The 20,915-nt window shown below is 39.5% G+C and carries 18 protein-coding genes; 12 read left to right on the top strand and 6 right to left on the bottom strand.

The window, feature by feature from the left end:
* Positions 1–13 precede the first annotated feature (13 nt).
* The 3 genes from ACH784_RS09315 to pssA all read right to left on the bottom strand — a co-directional run bounded on the left by ACH784_RS09315 (position 14) and on the right by pssA (position 5,975).
* Positions 14–3,319, bottom strand: a complete 3,306-nt coding sequence (locus ACH784_RS09315) for a response regulator (RefSeq protein ID WP_404389544.1) — start codon at positions 3,317–3,319, stop codon at positions 14–16.
* Between the two features lie 3 nt (positions 3,320–3,322).
* A complete protein-coding gene (locus ACH784_RS09320; RefSeq protein ID WP_404389546.1) occupies positions 3,323–4,531 on the bottom strand; it encodes an ABC transporter substrate-binding protein in 1,209 nt (402 codons plus the stop codon).
* 118 nt (positions 4,532–4,649) lie between these two features.
* Entirely contained in the window at positions 4,650–5,975 is a 1,326-nt protein-coding gene (pssA, locus tag ACH784_RS09325; protein ID WP_404389548.1) for a CDP-diacylglycerol--serine O-phosphatidyltransferase, read from the bottom strand.
* A 252-nt stretch (positions 5,976–6,227) separates the two neighbouring features.
* Here pssA and trxB point away from each other — a divergent pair, with 252 nt between their 5' ends.
* The 4 genes from trxB (at position 6,228) to infA (ending at position 8,989) form a co-directional block, all read left to right on the top strand.
* Positions 6,228–7,178, top strand: coding sequence for a thioredoxin-disulfide reductase (trxB, locus tag ACH784_RS09330; protein WP_138482380.1), 951 nt, complete (start codon positions 6,228–6,230; stop codon positions 7,176–7,178).
* Between the two features lie 77 nt (positions 7,179–7,255).
* Positions 7,256–7,975 (top strand): leucyl/phenylalanyl-tRNA--protein transferase, encoded by a 720-nt coding sequence (gene aat / locus ACH784_RS09335; RefSeq protein WP_404389550.1) that lies wholly within the window; start codon positions 7,256–7,258, stop codon positions 7,973–7,975.
* Complete coding sequence (locus tag ACH784_RS09340; protein ID WP_404389552.1) at positions 7,968–8,675, top strand: arginyltransferase; 708 nt, start codon at positions 7,968–7,970, stop codon at positions 8,673–8,675. Before aat ends, ACH784_RS09340 begins: the two co-directional genes overlap by 8 nt.
* A 95-nt stretch (positions 8,676–8,770) precedes the next feature.
* Positions 8,771–8,989: a translation initiation factor IF-1 gene (infA, locus tag ACH784_RS09345; protein ID WP_058029687.1), complete on the top strand. Its 219-nt coding sequence runs from the start codon at positions 8,771–8,773 to the stop codon at positions 8,987–8,989.
* Positions 8,990–9,141: 152 nt separating this feature from the next.
* On the opposite strand, the gene clpA is transcribed toward infA, so the two are convergent.
* A complete protein-coding gene (gene clpA / locus ACH784_RS09350; protein ID WP_404389555.1) occupies positions 9,142–11,409 on the bottom strand; it encodes an ATP-dependent Clp protease ATP-binding subunit ClpA in 2,268 nt (755 codons plus the stop codon).
* A 29-nt stretch (positions 11,410–11,438) separates the two neighbouring features.
* Positions 11,439–11,756: an ATP-dependent Clp protease adapter ClpS gene (clpS, locus tag ACH784_RS09355; RefSeq protein WP_138482388.1), complete on the bottom strand. Its 318-nt coding sequence runs from the start codon at positions 11,754–11,756 to the stop codon at positions 11,439–11,441.
* A 201-nt stretch (positions 11,757–11,957) separates the two neighbouring features.
* Between clpS and cspD the strand changes: the two genes are divergently transcribed.
* From cspD to ACH784_RS09395, 8 genes are all read left to right on the top strand, one after another.
* A complete protein-coding gene (gene cspD / locus ACH784_RS09360) occupies positions 11,958–12,176 on the top strand; it encodes a cold shock domain-containing protein CspD (RefSeq protein ID WP_138482390.1) in 219 nt (72 codons plus the stop codon).
* 319 nt (positions 12,177–12,495) lie between these two features.
* Complete coding sequence (locus ACH784_RS09365; protein ID WP_404389558.1) at positions 12,496–14,718, top strand: NADP-dependent isocitrate dehydrogenase; 2,223 nt, start codon at positions 12,496–12,498, stop codon at positions 14,716–14,718.
* A gap of 117 nt (positions 14,719–14,835) precedes the next feature.
* Positions 14,836–15,477, top strand: coding sequence for a pseudouridine synthase (locus ACH784_RS09370; protein ID WP_404389560.1), 642 nt, complete (start codon positions 14,836–14,838; stop codon positions 15,475–15,477).
* 87 nt (positions 15,478–15,564) lie between these two features.
* Positions 15,565–16,665, top strand: coding sequence for a tRNA 2-thiouridine(34) synthase MnmA (gene mnmA / locus ACH784_RS09375; protein WP_404389562.1), 1,101 nt, complete (start codon positions 15,565–15,567; stop codon positions 16,663–16,665).
* A complete protein-coding gene (gene hflD / locus ACH784_RS09380; RefSeq protein ID WP_404389564.1) occupies positions 16,665–17,267 on the top strand; it encodes a high frequency lysogenization protein HflD in 603 nt (200 codons plus the stop codon). Before mnmA ends, hflD begins: the two co-directional genes overlap by 1 nt.
* Positions 17,268–17,306: 39 nt before the next feature.
* Complete coding sequence (gene purB, locus ACH784_RS09385) at positions 17,307–18,677, top strand: adenylosuccinate lyase (RefSeq protein ID WP_404389566.1); 1,371 nt, start codon at positions 17,307–17,309, stop codon at positions 18,675–18,677.
* 62 nt (positions 18,678–18,739) lie between these two features.
* Positions 18,740–19,891: a JmjC domain-containing protein gene (locus tag ACH784_RS09390; protein WP_404389568.1), complete on the top strand. Its 1,152-nt coding sequence runs from the start codon at positions 18,740–18,742 to the stop codon at positions 19,889–19,891.
* An 87-nt stretch (positions 19,892–19,978) separates the two neighbouring features.
* Positions 19,979–20,437: a GNAT family N-acetyltransferase gene (locus tag ACH784_RS09395; protein WP_404389570.1), complete on the top strand. Its 459-nt coding sequence runs from the start codon at positions 19,979–19,981 to the stop codon at positions 20,435–20,437.
* Here ACH784_RS09395 and ACH784_RS09400 read toward each other — a convergent pair.
* The gene (locus ACH784_RS09400) at positions 20,424–20,852 is read right to left on the bottom strand and encodes a DUF4826 family protein (protein ID WP_404389572.1); all 429 of its coding nucleotides are present in this window, start codon (positions 20,850–20,852) and stop codon (positions 20,424–20,426) included. The genes ACH784_RS09395 and ACH784_RS09400 overlap by 14 nt on opposite strands.
* Positions 20,853–20,915 lie beyond the last annotated feature (63 nt).

The following is a 20,915-nucleotide window of genomic DNA, read 5'->3' on the forward strand; positions in this document are numbered from 1 at the left end:
AGCTCTGTTAATCTCATGATTCTATTTTTTTATAAGGCAGCCATTGTAACAAACGTTCAAATAAAACCTCGGGTTTTATTGGCTTTGAAATATAGTCATCCATACCGGCTTCTAGGCATTTATCTTTATCACCAACCATCGCATTTGCTGTCATCGCAATGATCGGAATATCTTTATAAAGCTCCCCTGCTTTTCCATTTCTAACCGCTTGTGAAGCTTTATACCCATCCATTTCAGGCATTTGGCAATCCATAAGAATGACGGTGTATTTAGTCTCTCTTGTTGTATTTAATAAGTTTTGAATGACTTCTTCACCGTTTGCCGCTATATCGATATGCGTCAAATTAAGCTTTGCCAGCATACTTTGTGCAACAATCTGATTAACCCGATTATCTTCTGCTAAAAGAATGCGGATCCCCTCTCCCCAGCTTATCTCTTCAAGCTTTAAAGCGGATTGAGCTTTTAGCGACTTTATGTAATGAGTCGTCACTAAAGGTTTAGCTCCTTTGAGGGCTTCTCCATCTTCTGCAACGATTGAAAGCGCTGCAAATAAATCGAATGTTGTCGCAGGCTTAGGAAAATATCCGTCAAACCCTAAGTTAGCAAAAAACTTTGCATCGCCTTTATGACACATCGAAGTCATCATAATTAACTTCATGGCTTTTAAGTGTTCGTTTGCTTTTATATGTTCCCCCAACTGTGCACCATCCATGACTGGCATTTGCATATCCAAAAAGGCAATATCGAAGCATTTATTGTGCTTTGCAAAGTAAGCTTCGCTGATGGTTAGGGCTTCAATGCCAGAACGAGCTTCTGTAACAGAAGCCCCCCAATGTTCAAGCTGCGCTCTGAGTACTTCACGATTAGTTTTGTTGTCATCTACCAGCAAAATATTTAGTTCTTGCATCTCTACATCAGGAATTACATGAAATGACGCATTACTCTTTCCTAGTAGAATCGAAAAACTAAAACAAGACCCTTTACCTGCTTGGCTTGACACAGAAACTGCACCATCCATCAGTTCGCAGAGTTTTTTTACAATTGCCAAGCCAAGCCCTGTACCGCCATATTTTCTAGTCGTTGAAGCATCAACCTGACTGAATGATTGAAACAATTTAGTTTGTTGTTCAGGCGATATACCAATGCCAGTGTCTTTGATATTACAATTTAATTGCCAGTTGTCAGTGTCAAACTCAATCAACGTGGCTTCTATTAGTACTTCACCATCTGAAGTAAACTTAATGGCATTACCGACCAAATTGCTTAAGATTTGCCTCAACCTACCTGGGTCACCAATTACAACGGCTTCATCTATATTTGTTACATCTAAAATTAGTTCAATGCGTTTGCTATGTGCTTGTATAACCGCCGACTCAGCAAAGTCACCGAGCAGCCCTCGCAAATCAAATTCTAAGTGTTCTAGCTCGAGCTTTCCTGCATCCACTTTTGAAAAGTCTAAAATGTCATTGATTAAGGTTAAAAGAGAATTAGCACTACTCATTGCAACGTTTATTCGGTGTTGTTGTTCTGCATTTAAGTCACTATTAAGCAGTAAATTGAGCATGCCTAGCACCCCATTCATTGGGGTACGTATTTCATGACTCATTGAGGCCAAAAACTCGCTTTTGGCAATACTGGCTTGCTCCGCCATCATTTTGGCTTCTTTTAACGCTTTTTCTGAAGCAACTCTATCTGTTATGTCTTGTTGAATACCCACATAAGCGGTGAGCTCTCCTGCTTCATTATGTACAGGAAAAAGCTGTAAACTATTCCAAAATGGTTGGCCATTTTTTTTATAATTTAAAAGATCTACTTTCACAATGTCGTGATTTTTTAAAGCCTGTCTGATCTTATCAACAGATTCCTGAGAAGTTTGTTCACCTTGTAAGAAGCTCCAGCTTTGACCTAATATTTCCTCACCATAACCTGTGATGTTGGTAAAAGCTTGGTTTATGTATATGAGTGGTAGTTCAGGTTCTGACACCGAACTAATTGTCACACCTAAGTTACTGGCATCAATTGACAGCGCCAATAAATCATTTTCTTCTTTTGCTTTCTTTAATGCTTCTTCTGATTCTATTTGCTCTGTCACATCAGTCATAGAGCCAGCCATTCTTATTGCTCTTTGGTTTTCATCAAATAATGCATCTCCTTTTACCCTGTAAACACGAAACTCACCATTTTTTGTCTTAAATCTGTGTTGAACATCATATATAGACTTCTGTTGCAAATGCGCTTTCAAACTTGTTTTCACGTACTCTCTATCGTCTTCATGCACCATCCTTTCTAAAACTGTGTAATCTTCAGGAAACTCGTCTGTAGGTTTATAGCCAATTAACTCCCTAAACCTTTCCGAGCAAAAAACTTTGCCAGTTTTAATGTCCCAATCCCAAATACCATCTAAGCTACCGTTAATTGCTAAATTTAACCTTTCTTCACTTAGTTTGGTTGCTTGTTGAGATAACTCGAGTTTTCGATAGGGATTAAGAAGTAATTTTTGACCGACTAAAAATAAAAATAAAGATGATAGACATAAACTCACAAATATCGCGCTGGCAATACTGATAATGACTTGATTGACCTGCCTCTCAACCAAGCTCGAGTCGACTAAATAATTTAGTTTGAGTCCTGTGTGCTGTAACTTAGTTTCATAAACAGAGCCATATTTACTCATATAATTCAAGTTTGAATAGCTGAGCCATGGACCAGAAAGCTTGATCCCATGTGTTTTTGATTCAATGACTTCCGATAGTAATACATCTATGGGGGTTTGAAATTTGACTATCAAAGCACCTTCGGTGAAGCCGTTGTAACTAATTGGTACCGCTAATTTGAAATAGGATTGACCTTGGCTTTGATCAAGTAAAACGGCATATTCGAGCTCACCATTAAGCAAATCTTCTAACCAATCACTCGGAGTGTCATATATCGCTAAATCATCATTATTTTTATATACGTAATCACCTAACACATTAAAAACCCATAGGTTTTCTTTTTCGCCCAATATTTTAAATTCTGATAAGTAGTCATTTAAAGAAGCTTCTGATAAACCAGACCCCATAACACCATTTGTAATAATTGGCTGACTAGATAAGTCTTTAAGCAATAGAATCCGAGTCTCTAAAAAATTTTCTATATATTTTGCACTGAGTTTTGCTTCAGTTACTGAGGCTTGCTGCTTATAACCATTGAGTACGGTAGATGCTTCTCTACCCACTAACATGACGCTAATTAATACTGATAAAAATAAGCTCATCACCACAAAAGCGATAAAAGCTTTGTTTGCATCTAACTGCATTCGTAATAGTTGCGCCTTCACTCACTAACCTTCATTTTTAATGATAGAAATAGAGCCATTATTCTTATACTTAGCCATACATAAATCATCAAAACCAAGTGCTTCGTGAGCATCATGACCCTTATTAGAATATGGTGAGATATAAGTTTTAATTAAACCTTCTACTGGTAAGTTTAAGTTTTCTAAAGCTAGTCTAAGTTTTTCTCTGGTTTCACTAATTTTTTGACTAGGTGCAATTTGTGTCATTGCTTGAACGAACAGTAAGCCTAAATCGTAACCATGAACAAAACCTGCAGGTGCCTGTAACGTTTGAGTATCAAAATCACTTTTAAATAATTTTTTAGCTGATTTAACCGCTTTTTTAACCGTTTCAGTCTGTGGATTATCATCAAAAGAGAAGCAAGATTGAATGAAGTTAAGTTCTAGTCCCTCTGACAAGTATTGCTTTGTATTGTTAAAAAAATTCCCTCCTGTAATCCCCCAGTGACTGATGATTGGCTTTTGCAACTCTTTATCTATTTCTGCCATTGCCTGAGTAAAATATTTCCCTTCTATGGCATTACCCACAAATACAACACAATCTGCCCCTGAGTTAATAATTCCCCTGAGCACTAATTTCGCTTTCTTAACTCTTGTGTTCCAGTTAAACCAGGTCACTTCAGCTTTAGCTTTGCCAAGGGCGTCTTGCATAGTACGCTCGTTAGACTTACCCCAAGGCGTTTTTTCAAGTAGAAGGTGGGGTTGTTCGCATGAACGTTTTTCTTTTGCAAATTGTATAATTCGATAACCGGCTTTAGTATCATCTACAGACAACCTAAAAACCCAGTTTGTACCGTGTTCATAGCGTGTAATGGGACCGCCGGCTGCCCAAGGGACTAACAGTAAAACTCCCTCTTTGTTTATGAAAGTCCGATTTTTGATATAAGGAGGAGAATGCAATCCTGCCAACACAAACAAAGCTTCGGGGTCCTTTAAAAACTTTTTCATATGAAGCAAGCTGCGATTGCTATTACCCCGATGATCCATCTCTATGAAATTAAATTCTAAATGTTTTAATTTATCCTTTTCAGACTCTAAAGCCGATAAAAAGCCCATTTTAATGGCGTTCGCAGATGCAAAATGATTAGAATAATCCGAATCATGATAAATATTGAAATGATGTGTTTGTTCGGCATTATTAAATGAACTATGAGCAAAAAGAAAAAGGTATAGTAAAAACTGAAAAGCTCTCATGATTTCATCTAGCTGATTTTGTTTATTTAACCTTAGTCTAAAAAATCAACTTTGTAGAAATCCATAAGGATAGAAAACTCTAGTTCACGCAATAAAAAAGGCCAATAAAGGCCTTTATTTAAATAAAACGCTTAATTATGAAATCAACCTTTACTCGTTTAGCTTGACCTAATAACTTCCTGACAGGTTGAGGATACTCGATCGCAGGTTCTAAATCCTCGTGGCTACTTAATAATTGACAATGCTCGAGAATATCTTGTTTCTCTTTATTCAAAATATCGCTTAAAGTGCTATTTTTATCTTCGATAAGAATACCATTTTCAATATCTAAGCCCCAAGCTCTCGGGTTTAAGTTATGCCCACTCAATAAATGCATTGTTCCATCTTTACTTACCCCTTTAAGATGGAATGAATTACTTTCATGCTTCCACAAATGTACTTTCAATAAACCTGATTGGATGTACTTTCTGTTAGACTTTAAAAACTTAAATAAAATTGTTTCATATAGATAAGGTAATGCACCAATTTTACTGAATGGCTGCTCTGGCGGAATGTAAAAGTCATTCGCAGTCTTATCACCCACGACTATGGTTATTTCTTTTCCTTGTTTTAGTAAGCGGCGTAAAGAGCGCAGTAAAGGCGCTGGAAAATTGAAATAAGGAGTGTACAGTAGTAATTCTTTTTCAGTCGTATCAAACAAGGTTTTAATTAAACGATTTAACTTGTTTGCACGCCTTCCGAACCCCAGAAAAGGCCTAACATTAAGATCGGTATCGCTATTATCAGAAGTAATATCATAACGGCCGCTTCTAAGCTCTTTCATTAATTGGCGTTGTGCAACCTTGATTTCGTTATATTTAGGAATAGGCCTAATATCGATTCTCGGAACAGCATCCGATGACAATAAATAGTCATCAGTAAAGCGACAAAAGCTGTCAGCTAAACCAGACTGCTTTAAGATGAAGTATCTATCTAAACGATACTTTTCACCAACGTTCATATATACGTTGTTGATACTTGCACCACTATAAAGCAGTACATCGTCAATCACGATACCTTTAAGGTGCAAGACACCAAAAAGCTCTTTGCCTTTGACTGGCACACCAAATACTTTGACATTACTGTGATGTTTTTCTAATTCATCACAATATAAAGCTGCATTACCCTCAGATTTGGCTGCACCAATTAAACCACGTTGCGCCCTATGAAAGTCGACTAATACATTGATATCAAGTGACGGGTTTGCAATAGAAGCTTTATGCAATGCAGATAAGACTTCTCGACCAGCATCATCGTCTTGTAAATACAAAGCTGTGATATAAATCCGAGATTTAGCGCTTTCAATGAGACTCAAAAGCCTTTCATGATACTGCTTTGCGCTATTTAATATTTCAACGTCTTTGTCTGCTAACTCAAAGCTTGGAATGTCCTGCCAAAATGCCATAACAACCTATAAATAAAGGTGACTCAATCCAGAGTCATACACAAAATTAGTTAGAACATATCAAAAAAAAATTATCAGGTCATGAAATTCTGATAAAACAGCTACTTTTGGATGATTTTTTCAACAAGTACAGATTATTTGACACCTTTTGATTTTATTCATATTCAATATTATTAATTTATTTTACTTCTTCCTTGTTTTACTTAGAATCGTCCTCACTTCATTACAAAGAAAATTGATTAGGAATACCTCATGAGTGATGCAAAACACTGTAAACTTTTAATTTTAGGCTCGGGTCCTGCTGGTTATACTGCTGCGGTTTACGCTGCGCGCGCAAATTTAAACCCTGTGCTAATTACTGGTATGCAGCAAGGTGGCCAGCTAACCACAACAACAGAAGTAGAAAACTGGCCTGGTGACGCACACGGTTTAACAGGTCCAGCGCTAATGGACCGCATGAAAGAACATGCTGAGCGTTTTGAAACTGAAATTGTTTTCGACCATATCAACAAAGTAGACGTTACAAAACGTCCATTTACGCTAACAGGCGATCAAGGTACTTATACTTGTGATGCGCTTATCATTGCAACTGGTGCTTCTGCAAAGTATCTAGGTCTTGAATCTGAAACAGCCTTCCAAGGTCGTGGTGTTTCTGCATGTGCTACATGTGATGGTTTCTTCTACCGCGGTCAAAAAGTAGCCGTAGTTGGTGGTGGTAACACAGCGGTTGAAGAAGCACTGTATCTTTCTAACATTGCTGATGAAGTTCATGTGATTCACCGTCGTGACTCATTCCGTAGTGAAAAGATTTTGTCTGACCGATTAATGGAAAAAGCGAAAAACGGCAACGTGACGCTTCATTTCAATCGTACTTTAGATGAAGTAGTTGGTGATGAAATGGGTGTGACTGGCATCAAAATCAAAGATACTGACTCTGACAATGTTGAGCAGCTTGATTTAGCTGGTGTGTTCATCGCAATCGGTCACAAACCAAACACTGATATGTTTGAAGGCCAACTTGAAATGAAAGATGGCTATTTAGTTGTTCAGTCAGGCCTAAACGGTAATGCAACACAAACTTCTGTTGAGGGTGTGTTTGCTGCAGGTGATGTATCAGACCACATTTATCGTCAGGCAATCACGTCTGCAGGTACTGGTTGTATGGCAGCACTAGATGCTGAGCGCTTTTTAGACAACCAGTAACTTTTATATTCGGAGGGTTGTTTAACCCTCCAATTTCACCTTATGATGTCTGAAGTAAAAACTTTGATATTCATTAAATGACTCCTCGGCTATTCCATTTATCTCCTGATAATTACATTTTTCCCGATCCTATGTTTGCCTTAAACGATCCGGATGGTTTGCTTGCTATCGGTGGTTGCCTTGCTCCAGAACGACTAAACCTAGCTTATCAGTCAGGGATCTTTCCTTGGTTCAACGAAAAAGAGCCTATTATGTGGTGGTCTCCAAGTGAGCGGGGGATAATTGACTTAGATGAATTTCATGTAAATCGTAGTTTAAAAAAAGCAGCTAGAAAGGCGCAACCTGTCGTAACCGTAAACATGGCTTTTGATTCAGTCATTAATGCCTGTAGAGAGCAAAGAATTAATGCTGAAGGTACCTGGATAAACCAGCAAATGTTGCAGGCATATAAAAATTTGCACGAACTAGGTTATGCACACAGCATTGAAGTTTGGGACCAAGACAAAAACTTACTGGGTGGCTTATATGGCATCATGAATTCTGGCGTATTTTGTGGCGAGTCAATGTTTTTCCACCAACCCAATGGGTCAAAGCTCGCAATGTGGGCCTTAGTAAATTGGCTAAAAAAGCACGATGCCCACTTTGTTGATTGCCAATTAGAAAACCCATATTTAACTACTTTAGGAGCAAAATTAATTCCAAGGTCTGAGTTTTTGACTAGACTTAATAAAGCGCAAAGTTATGAAATCCCAAATTCAATGTGGGCACCACAGATATTGGAATATATTTATGACTGAACACTTCCCTTCTAAAATTGGCCTGAGTCAACAGTTTGATTGCAGTTACCTACCTGATAGGCAAGAGCAGCTATTGGTCATTTTAGATAGCCAGTGCTACACCCCTAAAAGATTCGAAGATTTGCTTGAACTAGGCTTTCGTCGCAGTGGGGATCAAATTTATCGCCCACATTGCCCAAGTTGTAATGCCTGTGAATCTATGCGCATCCCAGTAGCACAGTTCCAACAGACTAAGTCACAAAAAAGAAAATTTAAGCTAGCGAAAACAAAATTTAAACTTAGGGTTAGCAACAAAGAACAGCTTGAATACTACGAATTATATGAAAAATATATAAATCAAAAACACAGTGATGGCACAATGTTCCCGCCTAATCGTTTACAGTATGAAAGTTTTTTATTTTGTAATTGGCTTCCTGTCACTTTCCTCGAATTGTGGGATGAGGATGAGTTGATTGCCGTTGCTGTTACCGACACAATGCCCAATTCATTATCTGCTATTTATACGTTTTACCATCCCGATTACGACAAATATAGTCTGGGTAATGTAATGATCTTATTACAAATTGAATATGCCCTTGAGTCAGGTTGTGAATATCTCTACCTAGGTTATCAAATCGACGAATGTAGGAAGATGTCATACAAGTCACAGTTTAAACCTGCAGAACGTTTTATATCGGATATTTGGCAGCTCAAGCTGTAATAAAATAAACTTATTTCTTCCCTTACCTTTACTTATTGTGTGGTTTTCGGCAAAATCTGCTGCGTTAATCTAATCAAAGAGGTGTTACGCTACACATGGCGAAAGAAGACGTAATTGAAATGCAAGGCACGGTCCTTGATACTTTACCAAACACAATGTTCCGCGTTGAACTTGAAAACGGCCACGTAGTGGTTGCTCATATTTCTGGTAAAATGCGCAAAAACTACATTCGTATTTTAACAGGCGATAAAGTAACTGTTGAAATGACGCCATACGATTTAACTAAAGGTCGTATCGTTTTCCGCGCGCGTTAATTACGCCGTGATTGTAAAGCGTATTGGTTAAGTTCATTCGTTTTACCTTTAACTCATCAGTGTGATTTCATTCGATGTGTTAAATAAAAAAGCCTAGCTAAGCTAGGCTTTTTTAATGGTCTCATGGAAGGTGGGTTTACACCTTCTCACCTTTAAGCTTCCGCCATTTCAACATCAAATTGGAAGTTAAGTTTATTACTCTTCAGGCCCACTTTAACTGTGCCACCTTCGGCTAATTTTCCAAACAAGATTTCATTTGCAAGTGGCTTTTTCAATTGCTCTTGAATAACTCGTGACATTGGTCTAGCGCCCATTGCCTTGTCGTAGCCTAGATCAGCTAACCATTCTCTAGCCGCTGCTGTCAGCTCAAGGTTCACAGATTTACGGTCAAGTTGCGCTTGAAGTTCAACTAAGAATTTATCTACAACTTGTAAAATAACCTCTTTATCTAAATGGTTAAACCAAATGATATTGTCTAAGCGGTTTCTAAATTCTGGTGTGAACACCTTATTAATCTCAACCATCGCATCGTGCGAATGATCTTGCTGCGCGAATCCAATTGACTGACGAATGGTTTCTTGAACACCCGCATTCGTGGTCATGACAAGTACAACGTTTCTAAAGTCTGCTTTGCGACCATTGTTGTCTGTCAACGTACCGTGATCCATAACTTGTAGCAAAATGTTGTAAATATCTGGGTGCGCTTTTTCAATCTCGTCCAGTAGCACAACAGCATGTGGGTGCTTAATCACGGAATCAGTTAGCAAACCGCCCTGCTCATAACCTACGTAGCCAGGAGGCGCGCCAATTAAGCGGCTAACCGCATGACGTTCAGAGTACTCTGACATATCAAAACGAATGAATTCGACGCCCATACATTTTGCAAGTTGCTTTGTAACTTCAGTTTTACCAACACCGGTTGGGCCTGCAAACAAGAAAGAACCAATTGGTTTGTCTTCATTCGAAAGTCCTGAGCGAGACAATCTAATTGCAGATGTTAATGCATCAATAGATTGGTCTTGACCAAACACCAACATTTTTAAGTTTCTATCTAAGTTTTTGAGTGTTTCTTTATCGCTTGAAGATACACTCTGCTGAGGAATACGCGCAATCTTAGATACAATCTGCTCAATGTCAGCAACATTGATGGTTTTCTTGCGCTTAGATGCTGGCAGCAAACGTTGGTTTGCGCCCGCTTCATCTATCACATCAATGGCTTTGTCTGGTAAGTGGCGCTCGTTGATATATTTAGCACTCAATTCTGCTGCTGCACGAAGTGCTTTTTGAGTATAACGAATACCATGGTGATCTTCGTAACGGTCTTTCAAACCCATTAGGATCTTTGTGGTATCTTCAACACTTGGCTCGAGCACATCTATCTTTTGGAAGCGACGCACGAGGGCTCTGTCTTTTTCAAAAATATTTTTGAATTCGTTATAAGTTGTCGAGCCCATACATCTTAATTGACCACTAGATAGTAATGGTTTAATCAGATTAGAGGCATCCATTACGCCACCTGACGCAGCACCTGCACCGATAATTGTATGGATCTCATCAATAAACAGAATTGAATGTGGTTTTGCTTGTAGCTCTTTTAAAAGGGCTTTAAAACGCTTTTCAAAATCACCGCGATATTTAGTGCCTGCTAACAAAGCGCCCATATCGAGTGAATAGACAACCGCATCGGCAATCACATCAGGTACTTGCTCATTAACGATTCTATAGGCAAGCCCTTCTGCAATCGCGGTTTTACCGACACCAGCTTCGCCTACAAGTAAAGGGTTATTCTTTTTACGACGACATAGAACCTGTACTGTACGTTCTACTTCTTGATCTCGACCTACTAATGGGTCTAACTGGCCCGCTTGAGCCATTGCGTTCAGGTTAGTTGTGAAGTTTTCAAGTTTAGTCTTCTCTTCACCTTGGATGTCATTTGAGTCATCACTATTGATGTCTTCATGGTCATCTTCGTGATGCTCGTCATCTGACTTAGCCACACCGTGAGAAATGAAGTTCACTATGTCTAAGCGGCTAATATCACTTTTTTTCAGTAGATAAACAGCTTGGCTTTCCTGTTCAGAAAAAATCGCGACTAATACATTGACACCTGTAACTTCAGTGCGACCAGATGATTGAACATGGAATACAGCTCTTTGTAAAACGCGCTGAAAGCCCAGAGTAGGCTGAGTTTCTCTATCATTTTCAGTTTCTGGGAGTAGAGGTGTTGTTTCATCTATAAACTCAGAAAGCTCACGTTTAAGCGTTTCTGTATCAACACCGCATGCGCCGAGCGCCTCTCCAGCTGATGGGTTATCTATTAATGCAAGTAATAAATGCTCAACAGTCATAAATTCGTGACGACGTGTTCTTGCCTCACGAAACGCTGCATTTAAGGTAATTTCAAGATCTTTGTTTAGCATAAGCAACCCCCAAACGAGATTTATATCGGTTATTCCTGCTCACAACTACATAGCAGTGGATGTTCATGGTCGCGAGCGTAACGATTTACTTGTTCCGCCTTAGTATGTGCAATATCTGAAGGATACAAGCCACATACTGCCTTTCCCTCGTGATGCACGCGCAGCATCACGTCAGTTGCTTTTTCGCTGTCCATATTAAAAAACGTCATTAATACTTCGATTACAAAGTCCATTGGAGTGTAATCATCATTATTTAAAATGACTTTATACTTTCGAGGTGGGCTTAGCTTTTGCTTTTGCTTCTCTCTAACTGTATCGATTACACCAGAATCTTTAATACCACTCATAATAAAATATAGTCTTGTGTTGTTAACTCAAGCAAACTTGAATTGAAAAAATAAATTTTTTGTTAAAAATTTGTCTAAAAGCCTTGACTGATTGCTCATTTAAACTACAGTCGTTATTAGATTGTCTAATCTATGGGCAGTCTAGCAAATTATAAAGTTTAGATTAACTAAATTAGTCAACTTATAGAAGGATGTGGAAGTATGGCTTGCGGAAAAGTCAAATGGTTCAATAACGCCAAAGGGTTTGGTTTCATCGTAGAAGACGGCAGTGAAGAAGATATCTTCGCCCATTACTCAACGATTGTGATGGATGGATACAAAACACTTAAAGCCGGTCAAGATGTAACCTTCGAGTTGCAACAAGGTCCTAAAGGACTTCATGCAACGAACATCGCTCCTAGAGAGACTGAACTCGCTTGATGTTATTATCTTATTAATAAAGCGGGTTTTAACTCGCTTCACCCCCTTTCATTTTATTTATCTTCTCCACTTTAAATTTTTAAATTAGCCCATATATAAATTGCTTGTTAAACTAGTGTCTGTTTTCAGGCTTGTTAGTTATGCCTATTTAGGTTTACCCAATTATTTTGATTAACCTTTAAGATATCACCGCCAATGGTGCATATAGACTTTTAGAGTAGTTATAACTATCAAACTTGCTATATACAGTTGCCTTAGGCAACATAGCATTCCCATTGCGTTTTGATAGGCACTCTGTGCCCCTGATCTAGGAATGATAATGACATCTAAAATTATATATACAAAAACTGATGAAGCACCGGCATTAGCAACATACTCGCTGCTTCCAATCATTCAAGCTTACACTAATGCTGCAGGCGTTGAAGTTGAAACTCGTGATATTTCACTTGCAGGTCGTGTAATTGCAAACTTCCCTGAGTTTTTAACTGAAGAGCAGCGCATTGGCGATGCACTTGCAGAGCTAGGCGAATTAGCTAAAACACCAGAAGCAAATATCATCAAGCTTCCAAATATCTCTGCCTCTGTACCTCAATTAAAAGCGACAATCAAAGAGCTTCAAGAAAAAGGTTACGCATTACCTAACTACCCTGAAGAACCAAAATCAGACGAAGAAGCTGCAATTAAAGCAACTTACGACAAAATCAAAGGTTCTGCAGTAAACCCTGTTTTACGTGAAGGTAACTCTGACCGTCGTGCACCTGCTTCTGTAAAAGCATATGCGCGTAAAAACCCACATTCAATGGGTGCATGGGCTGCAGACTCACAATCATACGTTGCTAGCATGACTGATGGTGACTTCTTTGGTTCTGAGCAATCAACAACTGTAGAAAATGCTACTGACGTTCGCATCGAGCATGTTGCAGAAAATGGCGACGTTACTGTACTTAAAGCAAGCACACCTCTACTTGCTGGAGAAATCATCGATGCATCTCGCATGCGTGCGGCTGACTTACAAGCTTTCCTAGAACAAGAAATCAATGCAGCTAAAGAGAAAGGCGTACTTTTCTCTCTACATATGAAAGCTACGATGATGAAAGTGTCTGATCCAATCATCTTTGGTCACGCTGTAAAAGTATTCTACAAAGATGTATTTGCTAAACATGGCGCATTATTTGAAGAGCTAGGTGTTGATGTTAACAATGGTCTTGGCGACGTTTACGCTAAAATCGCGCAATTAGACGATGCAAAACGTGCTGAAGTTGAAGCTGACATTCAAGCGGTATACGCTGAGCGCCCTAGCATTGCTATGGTTGATTCTGATCGTGGTATCACAAACCTACATGTACCAAGTGATGTGATCATCGATGCATCTATGCCTGCTGCTATTCGTACAAGCGGTCAGATGTGGAATGCTGAAGGTAAGCAACAAGACACTAGCTTCGTTATTCCAGATCGTTGTTACTCTGGTGTTTACCAAGCAACTATCGACTTCTGTAAGAAAAATGGTGCTTTCGACCCTCGTACTATGGGTACAATTCCTAACGTTGGTCTAATGGCTCAAAAAGCAGAAGAATATGGTTCTCACGATAAGACATTTGAAGCGGCTTCTTCTGGTACTATCCGTGTTGTAGATACTGACGGTAACGTGCTTCTTCAACATGATGTTGCAGAAGGTGATATCTGGCGTATGTGTCAGGTTAAAGATGCGCCAATCAAAGATTGGGTAAAACTTGCTGTTAACCGTGCTCGCGCTACAAACACACCTGCTGTTTTCTGGTTAGACGAAAACCGTGCTCACGATGCGCAACTAATCAAGAAAGTAAACACATATCTAGCTGATCATGACACTGCGGGCCTTGAAATTCTTATCAAAGCACCAGTTGAAGCAACAGAATACTCTCTTGCTCGCATGAAAGACGGTCAAGATACGATTTCAGTAACAGGTAACGTATTACGTGACTACCTAACTGACTTATTCCCAATTCTTGAACTGGGCACAAGTGCGAAAATGCTTTCAATCGTTCCTCTAATGAACGGTGGTGGCTTATTCGAAACAGGTGCTGGTGGTTCTGCACCTAAGCACGTTCAACAGTTCGAAAAAGAAAACCACTTACGTTGGGATTCTTTAGGTGAGTTCCTAGCACTTGCGGCATCACTAGAGCACTTAAGCCAAGTGAATGGTAATGCTAAAGCACAAGTGCTTGCTGATACACTAGACGCAGCGACTGGTAAATTCCTAGATGAAAACAAGTCACCGTCTCGTAAAGTAAACGAACTTGATAACCGTGGTAGCCACTTCTACCTATCTCTGTACTGGGCACAAGCTCTTGCAGCTCAATCAGACGATGCTGAACTACAAGCGTTGTTCGCGCCAATCGCTGAAGAGTTAACAGCGCAAGAGCAAACAATTGTTGAAGAACTTAACGCAGCGCAAGGCGTAAGCAAAGATGTTGGCGGTTATTTCCAGCCAAATGACGAGCTTGCTTTTGCTGCTATGCGCCCTAGTGAAACTTTCAATGCAGTGTTAGCGAAACTAGCTTAATACTAATTTGAATGATTAAGGGCATCGTTTGATGCCCTTTTTTATAGGTATTTTACTTAGTAGCAAAGGTATAATTTGTTATTATGCACACATCAATGTTTTTACCTCTTATAACCAATGCAAAATCGCGCCCCTAACCGCAATAACAAAACATTCCAAAAAAAACCTCATAACAAAAAGCCATTTAATAAAAAACGCGTGGTCAAAGAAGCGCTTCCTGCAGATCAAGTTAAAATTGTCCTGTTTAATAAACCTTTTGATGTGCTTTGCCAGTTCACCGATGATCAAAACCGTGCAACTTTGGCAGACTTTGTTAAAGAAAAAGGTGTATACGCTGCAGGTAGATTAGACCGAGACAGCGAAGGGTTGTTACTTTTAACAAATTGCGGAAAATTACAACACACTCTGACAAATCCGAAAAAAGACACAGATAAAACCTACTGGGTGCAAGTAGAGGGTGTGCCAAGCGATGAGTCAATTTATGCACTGAATAAAGGCGTCGAATTAAAAGATGGCCTTACTAAGCCTGCAAAAGTCAGAATAATTAACGAACCAAATATTTGGCCTCGTAATCCTCCAATTCGCGAGCGCAAAAATATTCCTACTACTTGGCTCGAAATCACCATTTCTGAAGGAAAAAACCGCCAGGTTCGCAGAATGACAGCCCATATTGGACACCCTACACTTCGTTTAATCCGCTATCGTATTGGAAAATACACTCTTGATGGCATTCATAATGGCGAATATAAAGTGCTTTAGCGTTAAACACCAACTTGGGATTCAGCCTCTTAAAATATCGTGCTATACTCACGCCTTTCAAAATCATAGAGATTAACAGCAAAAAATATGAGCGATAATAGTCAGATTAAAGTCATCGTTGGTATGTCCGGCGGTGTAGATTCTTCAGTTTCAGCTTACTTATTAAAACAACATGGCTATCAGGTAGAAGGCCTGTTCATGAAGAACTGGGAAGAAGATGACAATGACGAATATTGTGCTGCTGCTGAAGATCTTAAAGATGCACAAGCTGTCTGCGATAAGTTAGGTATTGAACTTCATACCGTCAACTTTGCCGCTGAGTACTGGGACAACGTATTTGAGTATTTCTTAGAGGAATACAAAGCTGGCCGCACGCCAAACCCAGACATCATGTGTAACAAAGAAATTAAATTCAAAGCTTTCCTAGAATTCGCTGCACAAGCTCTTGGTGCAGATTACATTGCAACTGGTCACTATGTTCGTCGTGAAGAGCGTGATGGCAAGTTTGTGATGCAACGTGGTCTTGATGACAACAAAGATCAAAGCTACTTCCTCTATACACTTAGCCATGAGCATATTGCTCAAACCCTATTCCCGGTAGGCCAAGTAGAAAAGCCTGAAGTACGTCGTATTGCTGAAGAGCAAGGGTTAATTACTCACGACAAAAAAGACAGTACCGGTATCTGCTTTATTGGTGAGCGTAAGTTCAAAGACTTCTTGCAAAAATTCTTACCCGCGCAACCAGGTAAAATTGAAGACACTGACGGCCATGAAGTGGGTGAACATGAAGGTTTAATGTACCACACCCTTGGTCAGAGAAAAGGCCTATTAATTGGTGGTATGAAAGAAGGCAGTGGCGAGCCTTGGTATGTAGTTGATAAAGACGTAGAGCGTAACGTATTAATTGTTGGCCAAGGCAAAAACCACCCTCGCCTATTTAGTAACGGCCTTAACGCAAATCAACTACACTGGGTTGACCGTGTCGGCCCTAAAGGTACAACTCGTTGCACAGTAAAAACTCGTTACAGACAAACTGACATTCCATGTACTTTACTAGTTGGTGAAGACGGGATGGCAAGGGTTTTATTTGATGAGCCTCAAAAAGCAGTAACCCCTGGTCAATCAGCTGTGTTTTATGCTGAAGACGTCTGCTTAGGCGGTGGTATCATCGACTCGGTGATCAAATAATGTCAACAAGTTATGTTTTACCGCTGGCGGCCATGTGCCAGATCAGCAAACTTGTTCAAAAAACAGCAAAATACGGCCAGTTTAATGAAGCCGAAGTGAGTACTTTTTTAAAAAGTATCGTTAACCTGAGCCCTGCTCACCCAGAAGACGTTTATGACGACAAATGGGTGATAAAAGACGGTTATAAAACGCTTATTCAACAACTCTCTCCTGAAGGCGAAAAAGATGTTGAGTTGGTTAAATATGTTGGCAGTTTGATGCAATTAGAACGTGCACTTTCAGCTAACCCCAAAGCGTTAGATGAGCTGGCAAGCCGCTTGAATCAAGTTGAAAGACAACTATTACACTTTCATATTTGCGACAGCACCATAGTTGCTGCTTTTGCTGATATCTACAGCCAAGTACTGAGCCCCCTTGGGCAAAAAATTCAAGTATTTGGTCAACCAGATTTATTAAAACAACCAAGTTACCAACATAAGATCCGAGCGCTTTTATTAGCAGGCATACGTAGTGCCGTGCTTTGGCGCCAACTTGGTGGTAGGCGACGTCAATTTTTCTTTGGTAAAAAGAAAATTATCGAAATCGCGAAAAACAGTATTTAAAGAAATCGTTCAAACAAACCAATTAGTTTAGGAGAAATTATGGAGCTTTCAGCGTTAACCGCTATCTCTCCAGTGGATGGCCGCTATGGTAGTAAAACTACTGAATTGCGTGGCATTTTCAGTGAGTTCGGCCTTATCAAGTACCGCGTAACTGTTGAAGTACGTTGGTTACAAGCCCTAGCTAAAGCACAAGGTATTGATGAAGTACCAGCTTTCAGTGACGAAGCAAATGCGCTTTTAGACAGCATTGTTGACAACTTTAGCGAAGCAGATGCTGCGCGCGTTAAAGAAATCGAGCGCACAACGAACCATGACGTTAAAGCGGTTGAGTATCTTCTAAAAGAGAAAGTTGCAGATAATGCAGAATTAAATGCAATCAATGAATTCATTCACTTTGCATGTACATCTGAAGACATCAATAACCTTTCTCACGGTTTAATGTTAGCAGAAGCGCGTGACAAAGTACTTTTACCATATTGTGATGAGCTACTTGCAGCAATCAAAGCAAAAGCAGTTGAGTACAAAAGCGTACCTATGATGACTCGTACACACGGTCAGCCAGCTTCTCCTTCAACTATGGGTAAAGAGTTTGCAAACGTGTATGTTCGTTTACAACGTCAACGTCAGCAAATCGCAAACGTAGAATTACTAGGCAAAATCAATGGTGCTGTAGGTAACTACAATGCTCATTTGAGCGCGTACCCTGATTACGATTGGCATGCACATGCAGAGCAATTCGTAACTAGCCTTGGCTTAACTTGGAATGCATTCACAACGCAAATCGAACCACACGATTACATTGCTGAGCTATTCGATGCAATCGCACGTTTCAACACGATCTTATTAGACTTCGACCGTGACGTTTGGGGTTACATTGCACTAAACCACTTCAAGCAAAAAACAGTTGCTGGTGAGATTGGTTCGTCAACTATGCCACACAAAGTTAACCCTATCGACTTTGAAAACTCAGAAGGTAACCTAGGTCTAGCTAACGCAATTTTTGCACACCTGGCGCAAAAACTTCCAGTATCTCGCTGGCAACGTGACCTAACTGACTCAACAGTTCTTCGTAACCTTGGCGTTGGTATGGGCTATACACTGATTGCGTACCAAGCAACATTAAAAGGTGTAAGCAAATTAGAAGTAAATGCTGATCGTCTTCTAGAAGAGCTAGATCAAAACTGGGAACTGCTTGCAGAACCAATTCAAACAGTTATGCGTAAATACGGTATCGAAAAGCCTTACGAGAAGCTTAAAGAGCTAACGCGTGGTAAGCGTGTAAACCAAGAAATCATGGCTGATTTCATTGATGGTTTAGAATTACCTGATGCTGTAAAAGCTGAAATGAAGCTAATGACACCGGCTAACTACATTGGCCGTGCTGAAGCATTCATTGACGAATTAGTGTAATTACACACAAATTTAGTTTATAAAGCGAAAGGGTTTCCTTTCGCTTTTTTTATGGAAAAAATATGTTTGATTTAAAAATTAACGCATTAACTCACGCCGAATTTCTAAAAGAGTATTGGCAAAAAAAGCCGTTATTAATCAAAGGTGGTTTTGCTGATTTCGAAGATCCGATTGAGCCTGAAGAGTTAGCGGGTCTTGCCATGGAAGATGACATTGAGTCTCGTCTTATCACAAACCATGACAATAAGTGGGAGTCTTACCATGGCCCATTTGAAGACTTTTCACTATTAACAGAAACAAATAGTACCCTACTTGTTCAAGCTGTGGACCATTGGCACCCTGTTGCTGCTGAATTGTTAGAGCCATTTCGATTCATTCCTAACTGGCGAATTGATGACTTAATGATAAGCTATTCAACGCCTGGCGGCGGTGTTGGCCCTCACCTTGATCAGTATGATGTGTTCATAATTCAAGGTGAAGGTAAAAGACATTGGCGAGTGGGTATGCCTGACGCAAACCTAAAAGAGTTTGCACAAAATAAGAGTCTCCTACAAGTTGAGCAATTCAATGCAATCATTGACGAGGTCCTTGAACCCGGAGATATCCTTTATATTCCACCGGGCTGCCCGCATGAAGGCTATGCCGTTGAGAATGCATTAAACTACTCTGTTGGCTTCAGAGCGCCAGACACCAAAGATTTCTTAAGTAATTTTGCCGATTACTTAATTGATAATGAGCTCGGAAAAACACGCTATTCTGACAAAACACTTACACTCAGAGAGTCATCTGGTGAACTCAAAAACGATGAAGTCGAGCAGATCCAAAACTTAATGCTAAATGCAATTCAAGACAAAGATGTTATTAAACGTTGGCTTGGCAATTATTTAAGCCAGCCAAAGCATGATATGGATTTACTGCCATTAGATGAACCAATCTCATCAGATGAGTTAGCTAACTACTTATCATCACAAGTAATTAACAGAGCTGGCGGTGTTAGAACCTTTTTCCAAAATCTAGAAGATTGCTTACTTCTCAGTGTTAACAATGAAAGTTTTCAATTACCTTTCAATACATTAAGTGCAGTTAAATTTCTCACAGATAAAACAAGCTTTGATGCTGACGAGATAATCTCGTCACTAGAATGTTTGGAGTTTGCCGAAATGTTAACTAAGCTTATTAATGAAGGCTTTTATTATATCCTAGAGGAAGAATAAAAATCTCCCATGTGCAAGCAAAGCCTAGCAAACTTACTTTTGAGCGCTCAGGCTTGCACATTTGATTTGAATCTTACTGGAGGGAACATGGTTTACCATGTATCAAAGGTTAACTGGTTTGAACAACAAACATTGTTGACCGAACTGAGAGAAAAGGTATTTGTATACGAGCTCAACCTACCAAAAAAAGTTGAGTTTGACTCGCTTGATAAGCAATCTGAGCATGCAATTATATACGACGATTCTAATACGCCAGTTGGAACCGGAAGACTGTGCCCTAATGGCCTAATTAGTAGAGTTGCAATTATAAGTCAGCATAGAAATAAAGATGCGTATTACTCAATACTGAATTATTTAGTTGTGATCGCTAAAGAAAAGGGGTTGAGCAATATTTTTATCAACTCAGTGTTAGATGAGGTACCTTCTTTTATTGAATACGGTTTTTGTAAAAAAGGCTGTGTTTTTATGGAGGCAGGAATACCAAGGCAGCAGTTATGCTGCCCGGTAAATGAGTTTTGTGCTGAGCCTTTTACTATGCTTCATTAGCCCATAGCTCATCTTTTTCAAATAGTTCATATAAACCATGTGCACGATGAACTAATAAGTTGGCAAAATCAGCTTGTGTTTTATCAACGGGTTTGTTTTCCATGATGCTATTCGCTTTCAGCTGCCATTGTAGCGAAAAGTGTCGCATAACGTCCCTAGCTGTGTCTGCTGCACCAGCTTGAACGGCATCTGTTGGCAACCTGCCGGTAATTACCCAGTAGGTATTACCGTCATTACCTTTAATTTTCCAAACTGCACATAGAGGAGGTAGAACTCGACACTCTTTTTCAATAATGCTAACTGGTAATATACCTTTATCAGCTATGTATTTTTGAGCGTTATCTAAACACTCTCTTTGCCATGCATTGACTTGTTCTTCGGTCATTTGTACTTGTTGTGTGCTTTTTTCTGTCATTTTACTTCTCAATTTTTTTTCATCACTTTACGGCTTTAGAACACTAAGTCAACTGTTCAAAGC

The sequence above is a fragment of the Pseudoalteromonas phenolica genome (assembly GCF_044788725.1).
Classification (GTDB): domain Bacteria; phylum Pseudomonadota; class Gammaproteobacteria; order Enterobacterales; family Alteromonadaceae; genus Pseudoalteromonas; species Pseudoalteromonas phenolica_C.

Coding starts and splice junctions, on each gene's coding strand:
- ACH784_RS09320 (WP_404389546.1), bottom strand. CDS start 4,531: ATGAGAGCTTTTCAGTTTTTACTATACCTTTTTCTTTTTGCTCATAGT.
- pssA (WP_404389548.1), bottom strand. CDS start 5,975: ATGGCATTTTGGCAGGACATTCCAAGCTTTGAGTTAGCAGACAAAGAC.
- trxB (WP_138482380.1), top strand. CDS start 6,228: ATGAGTGATGCAAAACACTGTAAACTTTTAATTTTAGGCTCGGGTCCT.
- aat (WP_404389550.1), top strand. CDS start 7,256: ATGACTCCTCGGCTATTCCATTTATCTCCTGATAATTACATTTTTCCC.
- ACH784_RS09340 (WP_404389552.1), top strand. CDS start 7,968: ATGACTGAACACTTCCCTTCTAAAATTGGCCTGAGTCAACAGTTTGAT.
- infA (WP_058029687.1), top strand. CDS start 8,771: ATGGCGAAAGAAGACGTAATTGAAATGCAAGGCACGGTCCTTGATACT.
- clpA (WP_404389555.1), bottom strand. CDS start 11,409: ATGCTAAACAAAGATCTTGAAATTACCTTAAATGCAGCGTTTCGTGAG.
- clpS (WP_138482388.1), bottom strand. CDS start 11,756: ATGAGTGGTATTAAAGATTCTGGTGTAATCGATACAGTTAGAGAGAAG.
- cspD (WP_138482390.1), top strand. CDS start 11,958: ATGGCTTGCGGAAAAGTCAAATGGTTCAATAACGCCAAAGGGTTTGGT.
- ACH784_RS09365 (WP_404389558.1), top strand. CDS start 12,496: ATGACATCTAAAATTATATATACAAAAACTGATGAAGCACCGGCATTA.
- ACH784_RS09370 (WP_404389560.1), top strand. CDS start 14,836: ATGCAAAATCGCGCCCCTAACCGCAATAACAAAACATTCCAAAAAAAA.
- mnmA (WP_404389562.1), top strand. CDS start 15,565: ATGAGCGATAATAGTCAGATTAAAGTCATCGTTGGTATGTCCGGCGGT.
- hflD (WP_404389564.1), top strand. CDS start 16,665: ATGTCAACAAGTTATGTTTTACCGCTGGCGGCCATGTGCCAGATCAGC.
- purB (WP_404389566.1), top strand. CDS start 17,307: ATGGAGCTTTCAGCGTTAACCGCTATCTCTCCAGTGGATGGCCGCTAT.
- ACH784_RS09390 (WP_404389568.1), top strand. CDS start 18,740: ATGTTTGATTTAAAAATTAACGCATTAACTCACGCCGAATTTCTAAAA.
- ACH784_RS09395 (WP_404389570.1), top strand. CDS start 19,979: ATGGTTTACCATGTATCAAAGGTTAACTGGTTTGAACAACAAACATTG.
- ACH784_RS09400 (WP_404389572.1), bottom strand. CDS start 20,852: ATGACAGAAAAAAGCACACAACAAGTACAAATGACCGAAGAACAAGTC.